We start from the raw sequence: 22348 nt of genomic DNA on the forward strand, positions 1-22348 counted from the left end.
TATAAGAGACAGTCCCCCACCTCCTGTTCCCTGTCACCTGTCACCTGTTCCCTAAATTAAATACTTAAAAATGGGAAAAATTGTAATAATGTTTTGCGTAGTTGCAGCAAGAATATTTTATCGCGGATACCGGAGGCTAAACGTGGTGGTGGACTTATTTGGATTTGTGCTTGCAATTCGGCATATTCTGCGGGCGTGAGGATTCTGCCATCAATGGGCGATCGCGCTGCTAGAATAATCTCTGTTCGCAATATCTCTTCTGGTATATCTGCCTGTGGTGGTAATGCCATCACGACTTTACTACTATGACCACTGAACCCAACTAAAATACTCGTAGTAACACTCAAAATAACCAGCAGTATCCGTTTCATCTTAACTCCTGATTGGGCGCAGGCCCTAGGTCCTCAAGTCCTGGTGGTAATGGTTCACCACATAACTGGTGGATATTGATAATTCGTGCAAAAATCTGTGGATATGCCTGACGATAATCAGGAATTAGTGCTAAAGGAGTCAACAAAGCCGCTGCTGCAATATCAGCTATACTCAAGCGGCTACCCACTAAATAATCACCTTTTTGCCAATACATAGACAATAATAACAAAGCATGAGCGAGTCTTTTTTTAGCTAATTCAACTGTAGTATCATTAATACCATATTGTTGTCTGACTATTTTAATCACCATTTGGCTAAATAGTGATGGGTCAATGTCCTTACCTTCACCAGCGCGAAATTGATAATATACAAATCTAGTAGCTGTGCCAATACTTTCATCTAACCAATCTTCTAACATCGTAGCTTGAGCTTGCTGTTCTGAATTGGGTAGAAACAAAGTAGGTTCGGGTTGATAGCTTTCTAAAAATTTAAAAATTTCCGTAGAGTCGCCAATAGCTTGGGGTTGTCCGACAATTTGGGGTAACAGCACAGGTAATGTTGTCAATCCAGTTAAGGGCTTTACTCTCAAGATGTGCAGTCCTGGAGTGAGATTTTCGGTTTGATAACTAATTCCTTTATAACCCAATGCCAATCTGGCTTTGCGACAATAATGAGATGTACTAAATTGCAGTAACAGCATACATTGAGATTAATTTGGTTGCCGACCAAAAAGACGGGACACAAGCCCCGTCCTTCCAGGACGGCTTTATGCTAAAATTTGGTTATAGTCCCATAGGGCATTGGGAGACTGTAAACGGACATAGAGGGACGATAAGACCACTTGTGGCGTGTTCTGGTGAAGTGTCAAGAATCATCGCACCCTCAGGTCGGTGATTATGTCAAAAAACAAATATAGAAAAAATCAAACTGGGCGAAACTGGGCGAGAACTGAATCTAGCCCAGAAGCAAAACCTGATGAATGTTTCTCTTTTTTACCCAACTTAACACTACTGTTAGGCAGTTGAATCTTTATTTTTTAATCTACAAACTATTTTAACTTTCTCAGTAGAGTTTTGTAGAAAATAATTTTTTAAGATGTCAACTACCCAGGAGAGGTTAATATTCTACCCTATACTAAGGGTTTTTGGGAGTAGCTGCGGGAGATGTGGTCGCATCAGGAGATGTGGTCGCATCAGGAGATGTGGTCGCATCAGGAGATGTGGTTGCTGCGGGGGTAGCAGTATCTGCTGGTTCGCCACCTGTTGTTGCTGCTGGAGAACTGGTAGTACCTGATGGTTCACCACCACCATCACAAGCTCCCAGCATGGTAGCCAGACTTAACATTAGAGCCAAACCAAAAATTCTTGTCTTCATAACTCCTCTTTCACCAATTGTGGCAATAAAATATGCAGCCTGTTGAATAAGATACCTTATTTATTGATTTTTTTTAAGGACTTTCTGATTACATATTTCAACCGATTCTTTTTTGTAACATTCTCGTAGATTATATGTAACATAAACAAGGTGTAATTAACGGTTAGAATGGTCTCGATTCTTGTCCTGAAAATTTGCTAAAGAGAACGGTGAAATCCCCCTGAAAAGAGATGGAAAACTCGGACGTTTTTTCCCTGTTTCCTTTTTTTGTAACTTTGGGCAAAATCTAGTTAAGTCAAAATTAAAGTATTTATTATCACAAAAATCATGGTTTTTGAACGTAAATCGGCAGTTTCCGCAAAAAATACCTGGTTCTGGCGTAAATCTCCTGCATCATTGAGTAAGCGACGTTCTCGAAGTTTGAATCAAAAAAGCCAGAGTTCCTCCCGATTACAGAGTGAAGCGATCGCAGTTAAATCCTCTAGTCCCCGAAATGCCTGGCTAAATTTCTTAGGTTCTCGCCGAAATAAACCAGCAATTCGCACTACAAATCTAGACGCGGGTAAACAAGAAACTACTGATATTAATAGACAATCAAATACTGCTGTTTATAGGATGAGTAATACTCCAACTTTGCCTGAATGGTTACTACGTATGTATATGGTCAATCGCTATTCGTCAATTTTAGCATTTTTATTAGTGGTAGCGACATTAATAGTTTATGGTTGGACTGTATATTCACAAGAGCTTTGGAGTGATTCCTATCGTAAGTTACAAAGCTTACAGCGTCATGAGCGACAGTTAAATACTGCTAATGCGACACTAACCAGCAAAATGGCACAGGAGGCAGAACAGCCTGGTACGGAATTGGTATCACCAACTTCTCAGAGGACAATTTTCTTACCACCAACATCCAATAATTATCCCCGGTCGTCATTCTCAACTTCTCAACCAGAACCGCAACCTGAACCCCCTTCTCCATTAGGATATTAATTGGTAATGGGTAATGGGTAATTGGTGATTGGTAAATAATTTTCTTCCTCCTGAAATCCTGACAACTGACCACTGAAAACTGACAACTGACTCATGCTAAAGTTATCGCTGAAAACACAATTTAAAAATCTACGTAATTTAGAATTCCGACGTAAACGCAAGTTTTCTAGACAGACTGAATCAGAAAAGATTGAGCCAAAAACACCGGAAACTCCACCTAACATTCAATTACGATTGTTTACGGTCTGGGGTGTGTTAATGATGGCTATGGTAGGTTTGGTATTTAACTTATATCAATTACAAATTGTTCAGGGAAAAAAGCTGACTAAGAAAGCGCGAAATCAGCAAATGGTGAATGTGCGCCCTTATATGCCTCGTCGTCCGGTAGTGGATCGGGATAATAACATATTGGCTATTGATCGTCCCGTTTATACTGTATATAGTCATCCTAAGTTATTCAATCTATCCCAGGAACAAATTGCGGAGAAAATCGCGCCAATTATCGGCAAAGAAAAGGCTGATTTGGTGAAAACATTCCAAAATAAACGGAGTGGAATTTTACTCGCTTCTGGGGTCTCTGAAGATATTACTGATAAGTTAATCTCACTGCGTTTGAATGGGTTTGAGTTTATTCAAAAATACTCCCGATTTTATCCCCAAGATGATTTGGTAGCGGATGTTGTGGGTTATGTTAATCTTGACCGTCGTGGCCAAGCTGGTGTGGAATATAGTCAGGAGAAGTTACTAGAACGTTCTGGACAAACAGTGCGGATGAGTAAGTCGGGAGATGGGTCGTTGATGCCGAATTATGTTACCGAGGGATTTCTGAATTCTGATGATTTAAAATTGCAATTGACTATTGATAGCCGTCTGCAACGGGTAGCCCGCGCGGCGTTGAAAGAACAAATGACTAAATTTAGTGCCAAACGGGGGGCAGTGATTGTCATGGATGCAGTGGATGGTTCTTTATTGGCTTTGGTTTCTCAGCCTACCTATAATCCGAATCAATATGCTAAGTCCGATATCTCTCTGTTCAAAAATTGGACTGTGGCTGATCTTTATGAACCAGGATCAACTTTTAAGCCAGTGAATGTGGCGATCGCTCTTGAAAATGGTACAATCAAACCAGACGACACTTTTGAAGATCCTGGTTCTATTAAAATCGGCACACATACTATAAAAAATGCCGAAAAAACTGGTTATCGCCGATTAACTATTCCTGAAATTTTACAAACTTCTAGTAATATTGGCATGGTGAGAATCATTCAACGATTAAAACCATCTATATACTACAACTGGCTAGAACGTTTAGGGTTAGGACAAAAAGTTGAAACAGATTTACCCTTTGAAGTTAGTGGTCAATTAAAAAGTCAAGAAAAATTTATTTCTTCAGCCATTGAACCAGCTACCACATCTTTTGGACAAGGCTTTTCTCTGACTCCATTACAACTGGTACAACTACAAGGTGCATTAGCTAATGGGGGTAAATTAGTCACACCTCATGTAGTCCGAGGACTAATTGATACCAAGGGCGGAATGCACTATTCACTTACTCTTCCAGAACCAAGACAAATTTTCTCACCTACAACCACCCAAAAGGTTGTGGAAATGATGGAAACAGTAGTCAGTTCCGGTACTGGTAAAGCAGCGAGAATTTCAGGATATCGGATTGGTGGTAAAACAGGAACAGCGGAAAAAGCTAGTCCTAATGGTGGGTATATTAAGGGTGCAAGAATTACCAGTTTTGTCGCTATTTTGCCTGTGGAATCTCCCCGTTATGTGGTGTTTGCAGTTGTGGATGAACCAAAGGGAGAAAATGCCTATGGTTCTACTGTAGCTGCACCAATTGTGAAAACTGTAATGGAATCACTAATTCCTATTGAACAAATTCCACCTAGTCAGGAAAAGGTAATTGGTCATTAGTCATTAGTCATTAGTCATTGGTGATTGGTGATTGGTCATTGGTGTCAACTTAACGTAAAATCCTTTGATTCATTTACGTTTTACGTTTTTTCAGCAAACCCTAGATATTTTTGACACAATTGCCGAAAGTCTTCGCCCCGCATTTCAAAGTTAGGATACTGGTCAAAACTAGCGCAAGCTGGAGACAGTAATACTACTGGGGCTTGATGTTTTTTGGCTAATTCCGCAGATAAAGATACGGCGTTTTCCATTGTTTCCACTATGTGATAATTGCTATATCCCACCTTTTGGAAACGTTTCGCAAATGCTGGTGCTGCGTTACCTATGAGTAAGACGGCGGCGGCTTTGGCTTGAATTCGGTCTAACCAGGCACTATCATCTCCGGCTTTGGCTTCTCCACCGGCGATTAAAATGGCGGGACTTTGCACAGATGCCAATCCTACTTCGGCTGCGTCGTAATTGGTGGCTTTGCTATCGTTAATAAAATTAATTCCTTGCCAATTGCAGATATGTTCTAAGCGATGGGGAACACCAGGAAATTCACGGACAGCTTGAGAAATTGCGGTAATATCTATACCTGCTAATCTGGCTGCGGCGACGGACATGAGGAGATTTTGCTGGTTATGTTCTCCTACCATTCGCAATGCAGATACCTCAACAATGGGTTGGGGTGTGGCGCTGATTTTTTCCATTACCCAGCCATTCTCTATATAAAAGCCTTTTTCACCAATTAGAAATTCTTGCCCTTTAACGCTTGTCCAATAGGCGTTTGGCCAATGGTTTAATCCTAATTTGCTCAAATAAGTATCATCACCGTTAAATATTTGAATTTGGGAATTATGTAATAATTTGGCTTTGATATTATAGTAATTTTCTAATGTTTTGTGACGAGCTAAATGATCTGGTGTGAAGGTTGTCCAAATTCCAATACGAGGCGCTAATGTCACAGAAGATTCAATTTGATAACTACTAACTTCCCCAATTATCCAATCAACGGAATTTTTTTCTGTATTCCCTCTTGCCTGTATTGCTACCTCACAAGCAGCATAACCAATGTTACCACAGGCGGGGGCGTTCAATCCTGCTGTTTGGAAAATTGCCGCAGTTAAGGCTGTAGTGGTGGTTTTACCATTTGTACCAGTGATTGCTACCCAAGGAATATCTTGTAAATATCGCCAAGCTAGTTCCATTTCGCCAATAGTTTCTATGCCTAGTTCTCGCGCTTTGGCTAAAATAGGAATATTCCAAGGAACTCCGGGACTGACAACTATTAGTTTGGATATATCAGAATTGGTGAATTCTGGTGTGTTTCCTAATTTGACGGTAATGTGTTCGCTGGCGAGTTTTTGTTGTTGTTCGAGGAGGGTTGGGGAGGTGCTACTGTCGCAAAGTTCTACCTCCCAGCCTTCCTGTTTCAACAATCTTGCCGCAGCTACACCGGATTTTCCGAATCCAATAATTAGCGCTTCTGGCATAGACTATGTAGCATCCCTGGTTAAGCTTCCCTATTGTAGTGTTAATTGGCAACAATTTAACAAGTTTTTTTTTGTTTGGGTAATTTTTCTCAAGTGGGAGAAACAGTTAAAACAACCATCTGAGTATTATCACGTTTGAAAGACTAACAGTAAGATTTGGAAAAAAAGTGATCGTGCTTGATATAATCAGCAAGCGATCACTTTCAAAATTACAAAGATCAAGTATTATGCGTCAGGAGTCAAAATTCTGGTTAAGAGTTTTTCTTTCGCTTGTAATTTTTTGTTGTTAACATCATTTAACTCTTTTTGCAAGTCGGATAAACAACCCTTTATCTCTTTGATAACAGCAGTATCAGTTTCTCCTTCGGTTGCTGAACCTGCAGCTGCAAGTCTTGCGGTTAGTTGACAGATTTTTGTATCTGGTTCTAAAATGGTCAAAATTGCGAACATTTCAGCTAGGTTTTTTAATTCCATATCGCCTCTGATTTTCAAAACATTAAAAGACAAAACAACAATAACATTTATATGATTTGTTTTGTCAATGAGTAACAACTGAGAAGATATTTTTTCAACCTACAGGTTTTTGACTATTGCGCCAAAATCCGCCAATACACGGGCGTGATTTCGTAGTAATCCCAGTAAATTTAAGCGATTTTGCTTAATATCGGGATTTGCGTCCATAACTAAAACGCTGTCTTCACCATCAAAAAATGTACTAACGGTGGGGGCGATTTTTGCTAGTGCGGTTACTAACAGTTGATAATCTCGATTCTTTTGTGCTGCTTGGGTTTGGGGAACTAGTTCCAACAAAGCGTTATAAAATGCAGATTCGGATTTTTTCTGGAAGAGTTGGGGATTAATTAAAGGTTGTGGTTCTAGTTGTGGAAAGTCTAGATTTCCTTGTGCTGCGAGGCGGGTGGAACGGTTGACGGTTTCGTAGATTTTATCTAATGTACCATCTTGGCGGATTTGTTGTAAATAGAGGGCGCGATCGCGGACATCTAATAAATCTGTTAATGCACGTTCTGTGTATTCGGGATCATTTTCTCCCAAAACGGCATTTACCAAATCGTAATCTATCTGTTTTTCATCTTGTAATAAGGTGCGAATCCGTTGCAAGAAAAATTCTTGCAATGTTTTAATTAAGGATTTGGCATCTTTGTTAAACTCTGTGGCAAAATCTGTGGCGATTTGTTCTAAAAGGGTTGATAAATTAATTTGCAAGTTCGCCAACCAAGTAATATTAACAATGGCATTTGCAGCGCGACGTAATGCAAAAGGATCTGATGAACCGGTGGGAATTAAACCTAAACCAAAAATACTCACTAAAGTATCTAATCTATCACCTAAACCGACTACTTGACCTGTGAGAGTTTGGGGAAAAATATCATCAGCATTTCTGGGTAAGTAATGCTCGAAAATTGCTTTTGCAACTTCTGGATTTTCGCCATTTGCTAAGGCGTATTTTTCCCCCATGATTCCCTGCAATTCGGGAAATTCATAGACCATTTGCGTAACTAAATCGGCTTTACAAAGTAATGCGGCTCTTTGTATATACTGGGTTTGGGCAGGATTTAATTGTAGTTGATTAGTAATTTTTTCGGCATTTTTAACTATTCTGGAAACTTTGACGCGAACTGAACCTAAATCTTCTTGGAATGTGACTTTTTCTAATTGGGGTAAATAGCTTTCTAAGGGTTTGGCTAAATCAGCTTCATAGAAAAATCTGCCGTCAGCTAACCGCGCTCGAATTACTCTAGCATTACCGACAGCGATAATATCTGATTTGGCGGGATCTCCGTTACTAATGGTGATAAAATTGGGTAATAATTCCTGACAATCAGCATTTTTGAAGACGGGAAAATAACGCTGATGACTTACCATGACTTCGGTAATTACTTCTTTTGGTAAGTTGAGAAATTCTGCTTCAAATTGTCCGATTACTGCTGTGGGATATTCAACTAAATTGACAACTTCTGCTAGTAAGTCGGGGTAAATTGGCGTATAACCACCTAATTTTTCGGCGGCGGCTTTCACTTGATTTGTGATAATTTCGGCTCGGTTTTCTGGGGGGACATTTACATAACCGGAAGCCAAGGTTTTTACATATTCTGTAGCATGGGAAATACTGACGGGTTCGGGGTGTAAGACTCTATGGGTGCGAGATAGGCGACCTGCTTGCAGCAGCGCTTCGCTATCGCTCTTAACCGTTTTTTCGCCACTATCTAATTCTAACGGTAAAACATCCCCATCTAACAATGTGACTAACCACCGAATTGGCCGGGAAAATCTAGCGTCACCATTTCCCCAGCGCATTAACCGCTTGCCTTCTAAGTTCCAAACCCATTGGGGTACAAGTTCGGTTAAAATATCCGCTATGGGACGACCGGGAATTTGTTTGTTAACAAAGACAAAATCCCCTTTGTCTGTGGGACGAATTTCTAAAGCGGAAATATCTACACCTTGCTTACCCGCAAAACCAATGGCGGCTTTAGTGGGTTTTCCATCTTTAAAAGCTGCTTGTGCGGGTGGTCCCTTGATTTCTTCTTCCCTGTCTGCTTGTTGGGAGGGTAAACCAGTAATGAGAACTGCTAACCGCCGTGGTGTTCCATAGACTTCGATAACGGTATTGGGGAGATTGTGGGTTTCTAGGCTTTCGGGAATGTGCGATCGCCATTGTACAATAGCATCACTCAAAAAACCTGCGGGTAATTCTTCTGTACCGACCTCTAATAAAAATGCTGGCATAAGATACTGTTTTTAACTTGGCGTGGCTTAATATTAGTCAATTCCAGTATTGTACGCCAGTTCCGACCCTTGGTGAAATTTTAAGACGGTAGTGGGGTTACTTATCCAGAAAAGTAAAACTAATTGAGTCTATTTTTGAAGCCCTTTACTTTCTAAATCACTTCTAATACATCCATAAATTCCTGCTGCATTTTGACTAAATTCCACAATTTCTAAAGGTAGTAAAAACTGTATTAAAGCATTTTTATTTTTCTCTTGCTGCTGACTTTTATAAACACCATATTCTAATTCAGCATTTGATTAGTACCGTCACTGCTAAGTTTGGCTGTATTCATGATTATTTCCTCTAATTCATGTTAGTTGCTTATGCTTTAATTGTAGCTAAAAATTGTCTGAATCAGGATGTACAGGATTTGAGGGTGTACAGGATGTTTTTTAATATTTATCTGCATTTTCAGAAATTGCATTGTGTCTGAATCAGGATGTCCAGGATTTGAGGATGTACAGGATGTTTTCTAACATTTATCTACATTTTCAGAAATTGCATTGTGTCTGAATCAGGATGTCCAGGATTTGAGGATGTACAGGATGTTTTCTAACATTTATCTAGATTTTCACAAAATCGCACTAATTTTAATATCCCACAATATCAATATCAAATATTATCCTGTTAATCCTTTAATTCTGGATATCCTGATATGGCTTGCGCCGCGCTATCAGACAGTTAAATATTAATAGAAAACGGTGCATTGTATTGTATTAATGCACCCTACAAAATTAGCGTGAGAGAACTACCTTCTTTAATGGAATAGAAATAATCTTTCTTCCACTAGTTGCTTGCTGTTTTCTTAAATCAGCACAAATAGCAGCCAAATCATAATTAAATGACTTAGCTTGTTCATCTCTTATTTTGCGAATTTCTGCCAAAACTTCATCATTCCACATAAATTATTCTCCTAACATTTCATAAGGTGTACATATTGTTGGCAATTCATACCCTAAACTATCAGCAATCTGTGAGAGTTTTTTCTGAATATAGGGGTTAGCAATGTACTTACAATTCCATGTTAACAGATAATCCAACCCATAGACGGTAGCTGTAGCAATGTGAACGAATCAGGATGCTCAGGATCTGAGGATGTACAGGATGTTTTATTAAAATTAATCTACATTTTTAGAAATTGCGCTAATTCAAATATCCCACAATATCAAAATTAAATACTCCCGGTTCGCCTATTTTAAATTGAGTTAGAAAAAACCTGAACAATTTAATAGGGGTTTTAGCCTGTAATTCAAATGTACTATGACGTAGGCGATAGCGAAGCGCTGCTGCAAGCAGTTCGCATAAAAATAGAGTTTTTAGCACCGAGGGTAGTTCAAGCTAAATTTCGGGAAATCGCTAAAACCATTACGAAACCTAGATTTTCTATTTTTTTGGCAATTTCTCGAACTCCAAAAAAAATGAGCGAACCGGGAGTAAATATAATCCTGTTAATCCTTTAATCCTGGTTATCCTGATTCTGACAATTAAATTTTAATAAAAAACGGTGCGTTACATTTCATTAAATTACTCTGCCCAATTTTCTAATAATAGATTAGAAATGCGAGAAAATTCGCGGATATTGTTAGTAACTAGAGTAACATCTAAACTCATTGCATGAGCAGCAATCAGCATATCCATTGGTCCAATCACAAGCCCTTTTCTTTCTAAATCACTTCTAATACATCCATAAATTACTGCTGCATTTTGACTAAATTCAATAATTTCTAAAGGTAGTAAAAACTGCATAAGGGCATTTTTATTTTTCTCTTGTTGCTGACTTTTATAAACACCATATTCTAATTCAGCGACGGTAATGGAAGAAATGCCAATATCAGAAATTGACAAGGTTTGAAATCGAGCTATAACTTTTTCTGGCTTTTGCTTAATCAGATAAATACAAATATTAGTATCGAGAAGATATTGCATTTAAAACTCCTCTCTTTTATCAATAGGAAATTGATCTCTAGTGGTCATAAAATCATCGGAAAATTGATCTAAACTATCAATTAGATTTTGCCAAGGATTATCTTTACTAATAAGAATAATGGCATTACCAATTTTTTTAACATAGACTTCAGTACCTGTCATTTTAAAATCTGTTGGTAATATCACCATTTGATGAGTACCGTCACTGCTAAGTTTGCCTGTATTCATGATTATTTCCTCTAATTCATGTTAGTTGCTTATGCTTTAACTGTAGCTGAAAATTGTCAGAATCAGGATGTACAGGATGTTTTTTTAATATCTATATTTTCAGAAATTGTATTTTGTCTGAATCAGGATTTTCAGGATTTGAGGATGTACAGGATGTTTTATTAATATTCATCTACATTTTCAGAAATTGTGCTAATTCAAATATCCCACAATATCAAACTCAAATACAATCCTGTTAATCCTTTAATCGGTGGAAATCCTGATTCTAAAATTCATACGCTACTTAGAGCTTTCACTTTTGCAATAGCACCTTCAATATCTGGCAATTTTTGACCATATTTGGCGGCTGTTTCTAACCATAAGTTTCTGACCATTATCAATTCTTTTAATGTTTCTTCTAAACTTTCACCCTGTGCTAAACATCCTTTTAATGCTGGAATTTCTGCTACAAAACCGCCTTCTTCACAAGGATAAACAACTATGGGATAATTCATGATTTCTCTCCTTCTATTAATTCTAATACTCGTTTAACATAAACTGATTTTACCCGATTATTATGAACTGGAATTACTAAGATTGTTTCATCTTTGATAAAGATATGATGACTACCTGTTATTCTATCTAATACAAATTCCTCTAACTCTAAAAGTTTACGAATATCACTAAACTTTACATTGTTGGGGCTATTTTTTAATTTTTCAATTAGTTTATCTTTTTTGACCATTTTCTGCTAGTAAAAATTTTAACATTATTTGTCTGAATCAGGATGCTCAGAATTTGAGGATGTACAGGATGTTTTTTAATATTTATCTACATTTTCACGAAATTGCGCTAATTCAAATATCCCACAATATCAATATTAAATACAATCCTGTTAATCCTGTAATCCTGGTTATCCTGATATGACTTGCGCCACGCTGCGCTATCAGACAGTTAAATATTAATAAAAAATGGTGCTGTACTTTCGGAGAACGCACCCTACAAGATGAGAAATCCAGGAGTAGCGTAACGTTTACGCGGTGGTAATTTCAACACTTCGCCTAATTGAAATGAATTTCCAAAAATTCCTGTACAGAGGCTTGACATTTGGTTCTCTTTATGAGAACATAAAGTTAGACCGACCAAAAAAACAAGGTAAAGCAGATATGTTTAAACTAAAAAAATCGAATTTAATAATATATTATGAAAGTAATTGGCATCGAAAACCTAACTGAATTTAGTAAGATTCATCCAGATGCTGAAATTAGTCTTAATGTTTGGCTCCAAACTGCTCAAAAGGAAGAATGGAAACACATTATAGATGTAAGGGAAGTTTATCCACACGCAGATTTTGTACAAGGGTACACAGTTTTTAATATAGGAGGAAATAAGTTTCGGTTAATTACTAAAATTACCTATAAAGTCAAGACCATTAAGATTGAGGATGTATTAACTCATAGTGAATATAATGAAGATAAGTGGAAAAAATAAGGAATAATTAGAGGATTATTAGAGGATTTCGCTTCTCAATAGTCTAATTACACTACTCAGAAGCTCATAAACATCTAGGATATGGCTTTACTATGTCCCTAGTGAAAACATTCTACCCCAAAGGGGGTTGTATATGACAACTACACTAAACAAGGAAGAATACATTAAGCTACTTTCTGAAACTGTGCCACGTATAATTGACACAGAAATAGAACATAAGCGTCTACTAAATGAAGTAGATAAATTTATGGATTTAGGGGAAAATTTGACAGATGAACAAGCTGAAGTTTTACAGTTGCTAGTAACACTAATTGAGCAATATGAAAATAGAGTCTATCAGATGAAAGCTATAACTCCCCTAGATATATTACATGAGTTAATGTCAGTAAGAGAACTCAAACAAAAGGATATTGTCGAGATTTTTGGCTCAAAAGGTATTACTTCAGAAGTAATAAATGGTAAAAGAAGTATTAGCAAAAATCAAGCCAAAGCATTGGGAGATTTTTTTCATGTATCATATTCTTTGTTTTTGTAAGCAAATGGGGATAATAGCTTACTTTCTGAATCACTTCTAATGCTTTAATTGTAGCTGAAAATGGTCTGAATCAGGATGTCAAGGATTTGAGGATGTACAGGATGTTTTTTAACATTTATCTAGATTTTCACAAAATCGCACTAATTTTAATATCCCACAATATCAATATCAAATATTATCCTGTTAATCCTTTAATCCTGGTTATCCTGATTCAGACAGTTAAATATTAATAAAAACGGTGCGTTATATTTCATTAACGCACACTACAAAATGAGCGAACTATTTCATCAAATAATTATTGAGTTCAGGATACTGAGAAAATAAACCATCAATACTGGCTAGTTTTGCTTGATATTCTAATGTAGTAGCAATAATTAAACGATCAAATGGATCTTTGTGAACAGCAGATAAATTCACAGCACGACAAGCAATTTCCGCAGTCAAGGGAAATAATGTAATACCTGATGGTTCTAATGCTTCCTGACACCATTGATTAGCAGTACAAGGTAATTCTAGCCTTCCTCGTTGTTGTGCAAGTGCAATTTCATAACAGGAAATAACACAAATACCTACCTCGTCAGCCGTTTCAATAGCTTCTCTCCAGTGAGTAGAAAATTTATCAAATTGTTGATTAATAAACCAGAACCAAATATGAGTATCAAGGACTATTATTTGAGACATTCCCACTCTTCTTCATTGACAATAGGACTAACGATATCACCCAATGTTTTCCCTTTGCCAGCAATGAAACTAGGAGGAATACGGCGTTTTTTTGATGGTAAGTTTTCTTGTAGGATAGTGATAATGACACGAGCAGAATTAACTTGAGGTTGTTCTGACAACCATGTTAATTGCCCATTTTCATAAATTGCTTCGTAACTTTTTAGCATAATAATTTGATGATGAATGATGGTTATATTTTATTATAGTTTAAACAATCGCATTTTGTCTGATAGCGTAGCGTGGCGCAAGCCATATCAGGATTTTCAGGATTTGAGGATGTACAAGATGTTTTTTATATTCATCTATATTTTCTGAAATTGCATTTTGTCTGAATCAGGATGTCCAGGATTTGAGGATGTACAGGATGTTTTTTTAAAATTCATCTACATTTTCAGAAATTGCATTTTGTCTGAATCAGGATGCACAGGATTTGAGGATGTACAGGATGGTTTTTTAATATTCATCTACATTTTCAGAAATTGCGCTAATTCAAATATCCCACAATATCAAACTCAAATACAATCCTGCTAATCCTTAAATCCTGGATATCCTGATATGGCTTGCGCCACGCTACGCTATCAGACAGTTAAATACTAATAGAAAACTGGGTGTTACATTTCATTAACTTACTCTGCCCAATTTTCTAATGAGAGTTTAGAAATGCGAGAAAATTCGCGGATATTGTTAGTAACTAAAGTAACACCTAAACTCATTGCATGAGCAGCAATTAACATATCCATTGGTCCAATTACAAGACCTTTACTTTCTAAATCACTTCTAATACATCCATAAATTACTGCTGCATTTTGACTAAATTCAACAATTTCTAAAGGAAGTAAAAACTGCATAATGGCATTTTTATTTTTCTCTTGTTGCTGACTTTTATAAACACCATATTCTAATTCAGCAACGGTAATGGAAGAAATGCCAATATCAGAAATTGACAAGGTTTGAAATCGCGCTATAACTTTTTCTGGCTTTTGCTTAATCAGATAAATACAGATGTTGGTATCGAGAAGATATTGCATTTAAAATTCCTCTCTTTTATCAACAGGAAGTTGATCTCTAGTCATCATAAAATCATCAGAAAATTGATCTAAACTATCAATTAGAGTTTGCCAAGGATTATCTTTACTAATCAGAATAATGGCATTACCAATTTTTTTAACATAGACTTCAGTACCTGTCATTTTAAAATCTGTTGGTAATATAACCATTTGATGAGTACCATCACTGCTAAGTTTAGCTGTATTCATGATTATTTTCTCTAATTCAGGTTAGTTGCTTATGCTTTAATTGTAGCTAAGAATTGTCAGAATCAGGATGTCCAGGATTTGAGGATGTACAGGATGGTTTTTAATATTCATCTACATTTTCAGAAATTGCATTTTGTCTGAATCAGGATGTCCAGGATTTAAGGATGTACAGGATGTTTTTTTAATATTCATCTACATTTTCAGAAATTGCGCTAATTCAAATATTCCACAATATCAAACTCAAATATTATCCTGTTAATCCTTTAATCCTGGATATCCTGATTCAGACAGTTAAATTTTAATAGAAAACGGTGCATTACATTTCATTAACACACACTACCAAATGTTTACTCTGAAAATCTCTCAACCCAAAGAATATCTTTATCAATTTGTAAAATCTGTCTATCAATAGCTGCTTTCATATCTTCACTTGGGCGCAATGCTTCTTCCTTTTGGTAGCGAATTCTACGTCGTTCATGGGCAGCTAGTTTGGAATTATAAATACCTAAAAAATCTCTACCAGCATAAACACTACGTAAACGAGCATCCGCTTGAATTGATTTCATATTAGCTGTTAACTCTCGTTTTTGTAATTGCAACTCTTTTTTACGTTGTTTTAGTTCTTTGAGAAGTATTTTTTGTTCTTTAGGAGAGTTAGGTGTAAAATCTGTAAATTCTTGTAATTTTTCCACAATACTGGCTAAAAATACTATGTATTGTTCTTTAATACCCATTATTAAATAATCTAAAATTTTATTATTTTGAGTTAATTCTGTTTCAAGATACTTAGTTATATTAATCAGTTCTCCTATTTTGGCTTGCGCTTTTCTATCCCATTCCTCTACCTGTTGAAATGTGGAGAGATTTTTGAAATCATACATCATTTCCATATAATTACTCTCTATTTTTAGCTTTTCTAGTTGTATTTTGTTACATATTTTGTTATAGTTCCGAGCTAAATTTTTGCCACTAGGTGTTAAAAACACCCAAAACATTAATCCTAATGATAACAAGAAGAATACTATAGCTACTATAGGAGCAATACCAATATTGAAGCCTTTTGAAAAAACTAACCAGCAGGAAAAAATAGCTATACAGAAGATTGCAGTAATAATTATTTGAAACTGAGACATAAGAGTATCTACATAGATATATTCAAGACAATATTGTATCCTATAATCAGGGATTATACAAAATTTAAATATTTGTATATCCCTTTATGTATCGGTGTTTTTAGTGGTCAAAACCCCTAAATCACAAAACCTCCCTACCCAAATAAACCTGCAAAACCTCCGGTACTTTAATTGTCCCATCTGGTTGCTGATAATTCTCCAAAATCGCTGCCATAGTCCTACCCACAGCCAAACCAGAACCATTTAAAGTATGCACAAACTGCGTCCCTTTCTTACCAGATTCCTTAAAGCGAATATCCGCCCTTCTCGCTTGAAAATCAACACAATTAGAACAACTAGAAATCTCTCGATACTTGCCAGCAGAAGGCAACCACACCTCTAAATCATAGGTTTTTGTTGCCCCAAAACCTAAATCAGCAGTACATAAATTAATCACCCGATAAGGCAATTTTAAAGCCTGTAAAATACTCTCAGCACTTCCAACTAATTTCTCTAATTCATCAAAAGAATTTTCCGGTTTTACTAACTTTACTAACTCAACTTTATTGAATTGATGCAACCGAATTAAACCCCGCATATCCCGTCCATAACTTCCCGCTTCCCGCCGAAAACATGGCGTATATGCAGTATGATAAATTGGTAATTCTTCCGCGTTGATAATTTCCTCTCGATAAAAATTAGTGACAGGAACTTCCGCAGTAGGAATTAACCACAAATCATCTTCTGCACATTTAAAACTGTCCTCTGCAAATTTGGGTAATTGTCCTGTTCCCGTTAAAGAATCAGTATTAACTAACAACGGGGGACTAACTTCTATATAGCCATTTTCAATATGTTTAGAAAGCATAAATTGGATTAATACTCTTTCTAAAGCAGCACCTGCACCTATCAAACTTACAAACCGAGTTTGGGCAATTTTTACCGCTCTTTCAAAATTCAAAATACCTAACTTTTCGCCGATTTCCCAATGGGGGACAATGTTGGGATTTTCGGGTTTATATTCATCTCCCCATGTTTTCACTTCTTGGTTATCATCTTCACTTTTACCAATGGGGGTAGAATCACTGGGAAGGTTAGGAAGTGCTAAGAGTAATTGGTGAATTTGGGCTTTTAACTCCTTTTCCTGGGGTTCTAATGAGCTTAATGTGATTTTGAGGCTGTTTCCTTCTTCTTTTAAAGCCAGAATTGACCCATCTTGAGGATTAACACCAGATTTTACCTTTTGTCCCACCAGTTTACCAATTTCATTACTGCGGGCTTGGAGTTCGTTGCGTTTGACTTCCAGTTCCCGTTGTTGTTGGCTCAAATCTAAGATAGGCTGAATCTCGTATTTACCACTACGAGTATTCAACTTTTCTTGTATTAATTGGGGATTTTCTCTAATTTGTTTAATATCTAGCATTGGTGAATTTCGTTAAGTTTTGTCAATTATACTTGATTGAGATAATTAATCGTAAGGGCTTAACAATGCTAAACCCTATATACTAATGCCACCTTTCTCATCTGCGTTTATCTGCGTTTATCTGCGTTTAATTATAATCAGTAGCAAATCTACAAAATATAGTTGATAATTAGTTCAGATACTCTTCTCCATTACCTAAGCGTTAAGGAGTTTTCAGAAATGATGACAACTCAATCAGTTATTTTAAATATCAAAAATGTAGAGTTAAGTGATGAACAGTTTTATCAACTATGTCAAATCAATGAAGATTGGAAACTTGAACAAACAGCTAAAGGAGAATTAATAATTATGCCTCCAGTGGGTGCAATTAGTGGTAATAGAGAGTCAGAATTTAATGCAGATGTTGTGATTTGGAATCGTCAAACCAAACTGGGAAAAGTATTTAGTTCTTCCACTGTTTTTACTCTACCTAATGGTGGTAAACGCTCTCCTGATGTGGCTTGGATTGCTAATGAAAGATGGGAATCTTTAAGCATTAAAGAAAAAGAAATATTTGCTAAAATTTGTCCTGATTTTGTTATAGAATTACGTTCTCGTACAGATTCTTTGAGTCAATTACAGGAGAAAATGCAGGAATATCTTAATAGTGGTTTACGTTTAGGTTGGTTAATTGATCCTCAAAATCAACAAGTAGAAATTTACCGTCAAAATCAATCTGTAGAAATAGTACCATTACCGACAAGTTTATCGGGAGAAAATGTTTTACCAGGATTTATTTTAGAATTACCTGTTTTCAGGGATTAAGATACCATATAGCAGGAATCAGGAGTTAATAGTCTCTTATAGTATGGCTTTTACTGTAGATTCTGGATCTCATTCAAGTGCATACCGCGACAACCACTGTCAATTATTAATTATGGTTTATTAATGCGATTTATTAACCACAAGGATGACAACAACCCAGCGAAATGCGCTGACACAGTGTTTGTATTTGCCTGGACTATGAGCATATCTAAGCCGCTAATAATCCGAGTCGGGTCAAATAATTGAGTAGTTACTGCTTGAGGAGATATAGACCTAGCTACTAGTGTACCAACGATCGCTTGCGCTCCCAATAAAGTGACTAATATTCCCCCCAAATTTATCCATAGACCTAAACGTAATACCTGCACGGTTTCCACCTTCCGAGGGCGATTAGTAGGGTTAGGGGACTCTAATTTCTTGCCGATTCTTGTGTAGCGATAAGCTAAGTAAATGCCAGCACCCAGCAGCAGTATACCACAAATTGCTAAAAATACGCCAAAGCCCGTTCCTGGATTATTACTGGGGCTACCTGCTTTTTGACTAAAAATGCCAAATAATAGGACAATTATTCCAGAAATTACACCTAATACCAACTGAATCCACAAACTAATCCAACCTGCTAGGCGAAATTGTTGGGCTATAGCCCGGAGGTTAGATGATGGTGTTTCGGAGTTTTGCGTCATATAAAAATTAAAACTTAAAAATTAAGAACAACTTCCGTTTGTTGTTTGTTAGCTGTTACCTGTTTCCAGAATAATTGATAATGGTTTAAGTCTACTGAAAATTTCAGACGTAAAAATCTAGTTATGAATTCTACTGTTTCTCAATCTACGTTCCTGTTAACTTTTCTGTTATCAGTTGGCTTGTTTTTCTTTATACGGGCTTCAACTAAAGACCGGACGGAAGTGATGCGATTGGCTTCAGAACAAGATGGGAATACATTAATGGCTGCATTAAAAGAGTATTTTCGCTCTCGTGCTTATCGAGTCGCAGCGGTAGATGCTGTTAAAAATCAAGTCACTTTTGAAGGATTGGTTAGTCCTAGCTGGTTTCTAGCTATATTTTTGACTGTATTAGCGTTCGTAGGTTTGGGTTGTTTGGCGTTGGTTCTATCAATGCTGTTTCCTGATTTTGGGCAATTTTTTCTAGTCATAATCCTGTTTTCGCCTTTAAGTGGATTATTGTACTGGAAAAAATCTGGAAGACTTGAGAAGGTATCACTCAAGATGGAAAATATCCCAAGTGAACAAAACTTCTCAAGTACAATCACTGTAACTGCCCATAGAGATGAACTGGCTGAGTTACAAAGGGCATTACAGCTAAAGACGCTTGACACTTGATTGATTGTTGGGGGTGAAAACTAGCATTATCTAGATTCATATAAGCTTCTGACTCAAGTTTTGAGGAAATCAGCAGCAGGGAAGAAGAGAAAATTCTGTTAGTGCTGTTAATCTTCCTGATGCTGGGGATGTCATGAGGAAAAATTTAAATTGGTGGACAGAGCTTGATAGTAGTCCAAATTAGTGAGAGCATAAATAATTCCTGCTTCATTTTTTGGATGACCTTAGCCCTGTCACTATTCTCTTTTGTATAAGCTGATAAAAAACTGATTAATCTAATCTGTTATAGATTAATTAGGGATCAATTATGCCATGACTTGAGAGAATGTATTTAAACCCTACTGGCAAATCCAACCAAAAAATTAAAAAAAATGGAATTTTTGAACAAACTGGTCACAATTGCCAGTTAATTATTCACAGAGTCAGAAGTCACATTTGCAAGATATGATAGTCATTTGTTGTTTAGTTACTAGCCACAGCAACAGCGGCAGGTTCTGGTACTGGTGCTGTTGGTGATTCTAAAATCCTAAGACTAGGGAACAAGAAATGATTCTCCTCTACGTATTGAGCGCCAAACAGACCTTTTTCCGCCCAGAAATAACGGTCTGTTGTATGTTCGTTGCGTTTTACTAGTAGCAGCGCGGGTGGCATGATACCTTCAGCTTGAATAAACTTTCTTGCTGCTGTCACAGGTTTATCTTCGCCACTTTCAATGCTGTACTGAGGGATATGCTCAAGTATGCGTCGTCCTTCTTGCCTACGACGACTTTTCCGTTTGCGTCTCCTTGCCAACCTATTGTCCTCCTGTTTCAAGCTATAGACTGTAGTTATGGCTACAAAATCCGTCGTCATTATATAAGTTCTATCTCAAAAGATCAATAGTTTTTAATGTTTTGATACAACTGGGGGAAAACTCTGAAAAATGCAGAATTAAAAATTAAAAAAATTGCTGACTTTTCAGCCATTACAAGACTAAACTAGATAGCTATAAACCTTGATTGGGGACTGGGGACTGGGTAATTTCGTTCTTCCTTGCTCCTGACTTCTGACTCGGTGAGTCCTTTTTCCTCCTAGATTCCTGAACTCATGCTAATGTCTGCCAGTTCTGATTTTCTTGCTCTATGTCGAGAGCAAATGGCTCTGCTAACCCAAGGGATGGGAGCGAGCTTTAGCGTTGTTTATTTGACGCAAGAACTAGTAGAAAAATCTACAGCAGAGGCGCGACTAATTCCAGTAATGGTGTATCCAGAGACCATAGCATTAAATCCTAGTGATGAATATAGTGACGTGGGGGAAGGTTATCCTGTAAAGTTAGCTAATGTTTTGGCATTACCCAATCAGCAAATGAGATTGTTAAAACCGACTCCAATATCCTCCCATGAATCAGGGGAATCGGCAGCAACAGGAAAACAAAATTTACATGATGCGCAGGATGAATATTTGCTTAGTCATAACCAAATTGTTGTACCCTTGATTTATGAAGGTGTAATGATGGGGTTATTGGTGACGGCCAGAGAAGATAGGGAATGGAATGAACGGGAGGAAAGGGAAATTGAACGGATTGCTAAGACTGTAGCGATCGCTTGCATTTTAGACCAGCGCCAGTCATGGTTACAACATCAACTCCAGCAGGAACAAATTCTCCAAGAAAGACAACGGGATTTATTAGATAATCTTTTACATCAGTTTCGTAACCCTTTAACTGCTATCCGCACCTTTGGGAAATTACTATTTAAGCGAATCCTACCGGTTGATCCTAATCGGGAAGTCGCTACCAGTATAGTCCGGGAGAGCGATCGCTTACAAGAACTATTAAAACAATTTGATCAAGTAATTGATTTAAATACGGCAGATTTAGAACCTTTACCTCTACCGGAATCAAAAGTAGTTATTAACGCAAATGTGCAAAAAGTAGCTAAACCTGCGTTATTATTACCGGGAACAGGGGAACAATTAACTAATTGTTTCTTAGTAGATTTATTAGCACCTTTATTAATATCTGCACAAGCGATCGCCCAAGAAAGAAATTTACAATTAATCACAGAAATTTCTCCCCACTTACCTCTAGCCAAAGTGAATGAAAAAGCCTTACGAGAAGTTTTGAGTAATATCCTTGATAACGCCTTAAAATATACACCACCTGGAGGTAAGATATTAGTACAATGTGGGCAACAAAAAGGAAATTTACAAGGTATTGCTATTAGTGATACAGGACCGGGTATTCCTCCACAAGACTTAGAACATTTAGGAGAAAGACATTACCGAGGCGTACAGGCACAAACAGAAATTCCGGGAACTGGTTTAGGAATTGCCATTGCTAAACAGTTAATAGTAGAAATGCAGGGAAATATAGATGTTTTTAGTCCAGCCATTAACTCAATTATCACATTACCAAATGCCCCAGGAACTACATTTATTATTTGGTTACAGTCCGTTGGTAAAAATAGGGAATAGACTGAAAAATCCATTATAAATTGAGAATAGTTTTTACAAAAGAAGGGAACAGGGAACAGGGAACTGCGCCCAGTCAGGAGTAAAACTTATAAAGGTGTACCGAGTTTTGTATAGCTACGCCACGCAAGCTATCAAAAATCAAATAGGAG

At 37.0% G+C, this 22348-nt stretch carries 27 protein-coding genes; 8 read left to right on the forward strand and 19 right to left on the reverse strand.

From position 1 onward, the window contains the following. Positions 1 to 56 precede the first annotated feature (56 nt). The 3 genes from IQ226_RS18275 to IQ226_RS18285 all read right to left on the reverse strand — a co-directional run bounded on the left by IQ226_RS18275 (position 57) and on the right by IQ226_RS18285 (position 1746). The gene (locus IQ226_RS18275) at positions 57 to 371 is read right to left on the reverse strand and encodes a hypothetical protein (RefSeq protein ID WP_193897666.1); all 315 of its coding nucleotides are present in this window, start codon (positions 369 to 371) and stop codon (positions 57 to 59) included. Next, a complete protein-coding gene (locus IQ226_RS18280) occupies positions 368 to 1072 on the reverse strand; it encodes a glutathione S-transferase family protein (RefSeq protein ID WP_193897668.1) in 705 nt (234 codons plus the stop codon). Before IQ226_RS18280 ends, IQ226_RS18275 begins: the two co-directional genes overlap by 4 nt. Before the next feature lie 434 nt (positions 1073 to 1506). Then, on the reverse strand, positions 1507 to 1746 hold the full coding sequence (locus tag IQ226_RS18285) for a hypothetical protein (protein WP_193897670.1): 240 nt from the start codon (positions 1744 to 1746) through the stop codon (positions 1507 to 1509). Between the two features lie 327 nt (positions 1747 to 2073). Here IQ226_RS18285 and IQ226_RS18290 point away from each other — a divergent pair, with 327 nt between their 5' ends. Continuing rightward, positions 2074 to 2739 (forward strand): hypothetical protein, encoded by a 666-nt coding sequence (locus tag IQ226_RS18290; protein WP_193897672.1) that lies wholly within the window; start codon positions 2074 to 2076, stop codon positions 2737 to 2739. 93 nt (positions 2740 to 2832) lie between these two features. Next, positions 2833 to 4662 carry a penicillin-binding protein 2 gene (locus tag IQ226_RS18295; RefSeq protein ID WP_193897674.1) on the forward strand — a complete coding sequence of 610 codons (1830 nt, stop codon included), beginning with the start codon at positions 2833 to 2835 and terminating at the stop codon, positions 4660 to 4662. 80 nt (positions 4663 to 4742) lie between these two features. Here IQ226_RS18295 and murD read toward each other — a convergent pair whose 3' ends face one another. From murD to IQ226_RS18315, 4 genes are all read right to left on the reverse strand, one after another. Further along, positions 4743 to 6137, reverse strand: coding sequence for a UDP-N-acetylmuramoyl-L-alanine--D-glutamate ligase (murD, locus tag IQ226_RS18300; RefSeq protein ID WP_193897676.1), 1395 nt, complete (start codon positions 6135 to 6137; stop codon positions 4743 to 4745). Between the two features lie 225 nt (positions 6138 to 6362). Beyond that, entirely contained in the window at positions 6363 to 6689 is a 327-nt protein-coding gene (locus IQ226_RS18305; RefSeq protein WP_193897678.1) for a hypothetical protein, read from the reverse strand. Between the two features lie 21 nt (positions 6690 to 6710). Continuing rightward, entirely contained in the window at positions 6711 to 8885 is a 2175-nt protein-coding gene (glyS, locus tag IQ226_RS18310; RefSeq protein ID WP_193897680.1) for a glycine--tRNA ligase subunit beta, read from the reverse strand. 777 nt (positions 8886 to 9662) lie between these two features. Further along, positions 9663 to 9830, reverse strand: a complete 168-nt coding sequence (locus IQ226_RS18315; protein WP_168204374.1) for a hypothetical protein — start codon at positions 9828 to 9830, stop codon at positions 9663 to 9665. A 351-nt stretch (positions 9831 to 10181) separates the two neighbouring features. On the opposite strand from IQ226_RS18315, the gene IQ226_RS18320 reads away from it, so the two are divergent. Beyond that, on the forward strand, positions 10182 to 10388 hold the full coding sequence (locus tag IQ226_RS18320) for a hypothetical protein (RefSeq protein WP_193897682.1): 207 nt from the start codon (positions 10182 to 10184) through the stop codon (positions 10386 to 10388). 64 nt (positions 10389 to 10452) lie between these two features. Here the strand turns inward: IQ226_RS18320 and IQ226_RS18325 are convergent, their stop codons facing one another. From IQ226_RS18325 to IQ226_RS18340, 4 genes are all read right to left on the reverse strand, one after another. After that, entirely contained in the window at positions 10453 to 10854 is a 402-nt protein-coding gene (locus tag IQ226_RS18325; protein ID WP_193897684.1) for a type II toxin-antitoxin system VapC family toxin, read from the reverse strand. After that, positions 10855 to 11082, reverse strand: coding sequence for an antitoxin (locus IQ226_RS18330; protein ID WP_193897686.1), 228 nt, complete (start codon positions 11080 to 11082; stop codon positions 10855 to 10857). A gap of 272 nt (positions 11083 to 11354) precedes the next feature. After that, a complete protein-coding gene (locus tag IQ226_RS18335; RefSeq protein WP_193897688.1) occupies positions 11355 to 11576 on the reverse strand; it encodes a type II toxin-antitoxin system HicB family antitoxin in 222 nt (73 codons plus the stop codon). Then, complete coding sequence (locus tag IQ226_RS18340) at positions 11573 to 11806, reverse strand: type II toxin-antitoxin system HicA family toxin (RefSeq protein WP_193897690.1); 234 nt, start codon at positions 11804 to 11806, stop codon at positions 11573 to 11575. The genes IQ226_RS18335 and IQ226_RS18340 overlap by 4 nt, the downstream gene beginning before the upstream one ends. A 458-nt stretch (positions 11807 to 12264) precedes the next feature. On the opposite strand from IQ226_RS18340, the gene IQ226_RS18345 reads away from it, so the two are divergent. Both IQ226_RS18345 and IQ226_RS18350 read left to right on the forward strand, forming a co-directional pair. After that, a complete protein-coding gene (locus IQ226_RS18345; RefSeq protein ID WP_096668045.1) occupies positions 12265 to 12552 on the forward strand; it encodes a type II toxin-antitoxin system HigB family toxin in 288 nt (95 codons plus the stop codon). Positions 12553 to 12685: 133 nt separating this feature from the next. Further along, positions 12686 to 13087 (forward strand): type II toxin-antitoxin system HigA family antitoxin, encoded by a 402-nt coding sequence (locus tag IQ226_RS18350; protein ID WP_096668043.1) that lies wholly within the window; start codon positions 12686 to 12688, stop codon positions 13085 to 13087. A gap of 279 nt (positions 13088 to 13366) precedes the next feature. Here the strand turns inward: IQ226_RS18350 and IQ226_RS18355 are convergent, their stop codons facing one another. The 6 genes from IQ226_RS18355 to serS form a co-directional block, all read right to left on the reverse strand. Further along, positions 13367 to 13768, reverse strand: a complete 402-nt coding sequence (locus tag IQ226_RS18355) for a type II toxin-antitoxin system VapC family toxin (protein WP_193897692.1) — start codon at positions 13766 to 13768, stop codon at positions 13367 to 13369. Further along, positions 13756 to 13977 (reverse strand): hypothetical protein, encoded by a 222-nt coding sequence (locus IQ226_RS18360; RefSeq protein ID WP_193897694.1) that lies wholly within the window; start codon positions 13975 to 13977, stop codon positions 13756 to 13758. The genes IQ226_RS18355 and IQ226_RS18360 overlap by 13 nt, the downstream gene beginning before the upstream one ends. Positions 13978 to 14436: 459 nt before the next feature. Continuing rightward, positions 14437 to 14838 carry a type II toxin-antitoxin system VapC family toxin gene (locus tag IQ226_RS18365; RefSeq protein WP_193897696.1) on the reverse strand — a complete coding sequence of 134 codons (402 nt, stop codon included), beginning with the start codon at positions 14836 to 14838 and terminating at the stop codon, positions 14437 to 14439. After that, positions 14839 to 15066, reverse strand: a complete 228-nt coding sequence (locus IQ226_RS18370; protein ID WP_193897698.1) for an antitoxin — start codon at positions 15064 to 15066, stop codon at positions 14839 to 14841. It abuts the gene before it with no gap. 347 nt (positions 15067 to 15413) lie between these two features. Then, the gene (locus IQ226_RS18375; RefSeq protein ID WP_193897700.1) at positions 15414 to 16199 is read right to left on the reverse strand and encodes a stage II sporulation protein M; all 786 of its coding nucleotides are present in this window, start codon (positions 16197 to 16199) and stop codon (positions 15414 to 15416) included. A 121-nt stretch (positions 16200 to 16320) separates the two neighbouring features. Further along, positions 16321 to 17601, reverse strand: coding sequence for a serine--tRNA ligase (serS, locus tag IQ226_RS18380; protein ID WP_193897702.1), 1281 nt, complete (start codon positions 17599 to 17601; stop codon positions 16321 to 16323). A 222-nt stretch (positions 17602 to 17823) separates the two neighbouring features. Here serS and IQ226_RS18385 point away from each other — a divergent pair, with 222 nt between their 5' ends. After that, the gene (locus IQ226_RS18385; RefSeq protein ID WP_370567198.1) at positions 17824 to 18405 is read left to right on the forward strand and encodes a Uma2 family endonuclease; all 582 of its coding nucleotides are present in this window, start codon (positions 17824 to 17826) and stop codon (positions 18403 to 18405) included. A gap of 110 nt (positions 18406 to 18515) precedes the next feature. Here the strand turns inward: IQ226_RS18385 and IQ226_RS18390 are convergent, their stop codons facing one another. Then, positions 18516 to 19088: a DUF3611 family protein gene (locus IQ226_RS18390; protein WP_039203095.1), complete on the reverse strand. Its 573-nt coding sequence runs from the start codon at positions 19086 to 19088 to the stop codon at positions 18516 to 18518. A 123-nt stretch (positions 19089 to 19211) separates the two neighbouring features. Between IQ226_RS18390 and IQ226_RS18395 the strand changes: the two genes are divergently transcribed. Beyond that, positions 19212 to 19745 carry a cofactor assembly of complex C subunit B gene (locus IQ226_RS18395; protein ID WP_193897706.1) on the forward strand — a complete coding sequence of 178 codons (534 nt, stop codon included), beginning with the start codon at positions 19212 to 19214 and terminating at the stop codon, positions 19743 to 19745. Between the two features lie 462 nt (positions 19746 to 20207). On the opposite strand, the gene IQ226_RS18400 is transcribed toward IQ226_RS18395, so the two are convergent. Further along, positions 20208 to 20537 carry a DUF3155 domain-containing protein gene (locus tag IQ226_RS18400; protein ID WP_193897715.1) on the reverse strand — a complete coding sequence of 110 codons (330 nt, stop codon included), beginning with the start codon at positions 20535 to 20537 and terminating at the stop codon, positions 20208 to 20210. Between the two features lie 294 nt (positions 20538 to 20831). On the opposite strand from IQ226_RS18400, the gene IQ226_RS18405 reads away from it, so the two are divergent. Then, positions 20832 to 22199 (forward strand): sensor histidine kinase KdpD, encoded by a 1368-nt coding sequence (locus IQ226_RS18405; RefSeq protein WP_193897708.1) that lies wholly within the window; start codon positions 20832 to 20834, stop codon positions 22197 to 22199. Positions 22200 to 22348: the final 149 nt, after the last annotated feature.

Source organism: Dolichospermum sp. LEGE 00240, from assembly GCF_015207875.1.
GTDB lineage: Bacteria > Cyanobacteriota > Cyanobacteriia > Cyanobacteriales > Nostocaceae > Dolichospermum > Dolichospermum gracile.

What these genes read in the sequence shown, in the direction of transcription:
- IQ226_RS18275 (WP_193897666.1), bottom strand. Translation starts at nt 371, where the DNA reads ATGAAACGGATACTGCTGGTTATTTTGAGTGTTACTACGAGTATTTTA.
- IQ226_RS18280 (WP_193897668.1), bottom strand. Translation starts at nt 1,072, where the DNA reads ATGCTGTTACTGCAATTTAGTACATCTCATTATTGTCGCAAAGCCAGA.
- IQ226_RS18285 (WP_193897670.1), bottom strand. Translation starts at nt 1,746, where the DNA reads ATGAAGACAAGAATTTTTGGTTTGGCTCTAATGTTAAGTCTGGCTACC.
- IQ226_RS18290 (WP_193897672.1), top strand. Translation starts at nt 2,074, where the DNA reads ATGGTTTTTGAACGTAAATCGGCAGTTTCCGCAAAAAATACCTGGTTC.
- IQ226_RS18295 (WP_193897674.1), top strand. Translation starts at nt 2,833, where the DNA reads ATGCTAAAGTTATCGCTGAAAACACAATTTAAAAATCTACGTAATTTA.
- murD (WP_193897676.1), bottom strand. Translation starts at nt 6,137, where the DNA reads ATGCCAGAAGCGCTAATTATTGGATTCGGAAAATCCGGTGTAGCTGCG.
- glyS (WP_193897680.1), bottom strand. Translation starts at nt 8,885, where the DNA reads ATGCCAGCATTTTTATTAGAGGTCGGTACAGAAGAATTACCCGCAGGT.
- IQ226_RS18315 (WP_168204374.1), bottom strand. Translation starts at nt 9,830, where the DNA reads ATGTGGAATGATGAAGTTTTGGCAGAAATTCGCAAAATAAGAGATGAA.
- IQ226_RS18320 (WP_193897682.1), top strand. Translation starts at nt 10,182, where the DNA reads ATGTACTATGACGTAGGCGATAGCGAAGCGCTGCTGCAAGCAGTTCGC.
- IQ226_RS18325 (WP_193897684.1), bottom strand. Translation starts at nt 10,854, where the DNA reads ATGCAATATCTTCTCGATACTAATATTTGTATTTATCTGATTAAGCAA.
- IQ226_RS18330 (WP_193897686.1), bottom strand. Translation starts at nt 11,082, where the DNA reads ATGAATACAGGCAAACTTAGCAGTGACGGTACTCATCAAATGGTGATA.
- IQ226_RS18335 (WP_193897688.1), bottom strand. Translation starts at nt 11,576, where the DNA reads ATGAATTATCCCATAGTTGTTTATCCTTGTGAAGAAGGCGGTTTTGTA.
- IQ226_RS18340 (WP_193897690.1), bottom strand. Translation starts at nt 11,806, where the DNA reads ATGGTCAAAAAAGATAAACTAATTGAAAAATTAAAAAATAGCCCCAAC.
- IQ226_RS18345 (WP_096668045.1), top strand. Translation starts at nt 12,265, where the DNA reads ATGAAAGTAATTGGCATCGAAAACCTAACTGAATTTAGTAAGATTCAT.
- IQ226_RS18350 (WP_096668043.1), top strand. Translation starts at nt 12,686, where the DNA reads ATGACAACTACACTAAACAAGGAAGAATACATTAAGCTACTTTCTGAA.
- IQ226_RS18355 (WP_193897692.1), bottom strand. Translation starts at nt 13,768, where the DNA reads ATGTCTCAAATAATAGTCCTTGATACTCATATTTGGTTCTGGTTTATT.
- IQ226_RS18360 (WP_193897694.1), bottom strand. Translation starts at nt 13,977, where the DNA reads ATGCTAAAAAGTTACGAAGCAATTTATGAAAATGGGCAATTAACATGG.
- IQ226_RS18365 (WP_193897696.1), bottom strand. Translation starts at nt 14,838, where the DNA reads ATGCAATATCTTCTCGATACCAACATCTGTATTTATCTGATTAAGCAA.
- IQ226_RS18370 (WP_193897698.1), bottom strand. Translation starts at nt 15,066, where the DNA reads ATGAATACAGCTAAACTTAGCAGTGATGGTACTCATCAAATGGTTATA.
- IQ226_RS18375 (WP_193897700.1), bottom strand. Translation starts at nt 16,199, where the DNA reads ATGTCTCAGTTTCAAATAATTATTACTGCAATCTTCTGTATAGCTATT.
- serS (WP_193897702.1), bottom strand. Translation starts at nt 17,601, where the DNA reads ATGCTAGATATTAAACAAATTAGAGAAAATCCCCAATTAATACAAGAA.
- IQ226_RS18385 (WP_370567198.1), top strand. Translation starts at nt 17,824, where the DNA reads ATGACAACTCAATCAGTTATTTTAAATATCAAAAATGTAGAGTTAAGT.
- IQ226_RS18390 (WP_039203095.1), bottom strand. Translation starts at nt 19,088, where the DNA reads ATGACGCAAAACTCCGAAACACCATCATCTAACCTCCGGGCTATAGCC.
- IQ226_RS18395 (WP_193897706.1), top strand. Translation starts at nt 19,212, where the DNA reads ATGAATTCTACTGTTTCTCAATCTACGTTCCTGTTAACTTTTCTGTTA.
- IQ226_RS18405 (WP_193897708.1), top strand. Translation starts at nt 20,832, where the DNA reads ATGCTAATGTCTGCCAGTTCTGATTTTCTTGCTCTATGTCGAGAGCAA.